The sequence below is a fragment of the Spirillospora sp. NPDC049024 genome, from assembly GCF_040649235.1.
Taxonomy (GTDB): Bacteria; Actinomycetota; Actinomycetes; order Streptosporangiales; family Streptosporangiaceae; genus Spirillospora.
In genome coordinates this window covers 1-1,470 of the sequence record NZ_JBEZFD010000061.1, presented here as the reverse complement: position 1 = coordinate 1,470, position 1,470 = coordinate 1, and the positions used below count along the sequence as shown (strand labels likewise).

Sequence of the window (1,470 nt, the reverse complement as noted above, 5' to 3'; positions counted from 1 at the left end):
TCAGTGACAGCGGCAACCAGGTTGTTTTCTGGGAACCACACAGGGACGCGAACAACTCACACAGCGACTCACTTTGAACGTTCAGTGTGTTCAAGCCACTCGGCCTATTAGTACCGGTCGACTCCACACGTTACCGCGCTTCCATCTCCGGCCTATCAACCCGGTCGTCTACCGGGGGCCTTACACCCACAAAGGGGTGGGAGAACTCATCTCGAGGAAGGCTTCCCGCTTAGATGCTTTCAGCGGTTATCCCGACCGAACGTAGCCAACCAGCCGTGCCCCTGGCGGGACAACTGGCACACCAGAGGTTCGTCCGTCCCGGTCCTCTCGTACTAGGGACAGACCCTCACAATTCTCCTACGCGCACAGCGGATAGGGACCGAACTGTCTCGCGACGTTCTAAACCCAGCTCGCGTGCCGCTTTAATGGGCGAACAGCCCAACCCTTGGGACCTACTCCAGCCCCAGGATGCGACGAGCCGACATCGAGGTGCCAAACCATCCCGTCGATATGGACTCTTGGGGAAGATCAGCCTGTTATCCCCGGGGTACCTTTTAGCCGTTGAGCGACACCACTTCCACACGTAGGTGCCGGATCACTAGGCCCTGCTTTCGCACCTGCTCGACACGTCCGTCTCACAGTCAAGCTCCCTTGTGCCCTTGCACTCGCCACCTGATTGCCAACCAGGCTGAGGGAACCTTTGGGCGCCTCCGTTACATTTTGGGAGGCAACCGCCCCAGTTAAACTACCCACCAGGCACTGTCCCCCACCCGGATACACGGGTGCGGGTTAGACGCTCAAAACGACCAGAGTGGTATTTCACCAATGACTCCACCCAAACTGGCGTCTGGGCTTCACAGTCTCCCACCTATCCTACACAAGACGCTCCAAGCGCCAATGCCAAGCTGTAGTGAAGGTCCCGGGGTCTTTCCGTCCTGCTGCGCGAAACGAGCATCTTTACTCGTACTGCAATTTCGCCGGGCCTGTGGTTGAGACAGCGGGGAAGTCGTTACGCCATTCGTGCAGGTCGGAACTTACCCGACAAGGAATTTCGCTACCTTAGGATGGTTATAGTTACCACCGCCGTTTACCGGCGCTTAGATTCTCAGCTTCGACCCCCAAAGAGATCTAACCGGTCCTCTTAACGTTCCGGCACCGGGCAGGCGTCAGTCCGTATACAGCGTCTTACGACTTCGCACGGACCTGTGTTTTTAGTAAACAGTCGCTTCCCCCTGGCCTCTGCGACCCCACCCAGCTCAGACAGCAAGTGCCATCACCAGGCAAGGCCCCCCTTCTCCCAAAGTTACGGGGGCAATTTGCCGAGTTCCTTAACCACAGTTCACCCGATCGCCTTGGTATTCTCTACCTGACCACCTGAGTCGGTTTAGGGTACGGGCCGCCGGTACACTCGCTAGAGGCTTTTCTCGGCAGCATGGGATCACTCACTTCACCTAAAACGGCTCGGCATCA

1 rRNA gene is annotated in these 1,470 nt (G+C 57.6%); it reads right to left on the bottom strand.

The annotated features are described in order from the left end of the window. Positions 1 to 86 precede the first annotated feature (86 nt). Positions 87 to 1,470: ribosomal RNA gene (locus tag AB0C21_RS43305) — 23S ribosomal RNA — on the bottom strand; the annotation flags it as partial.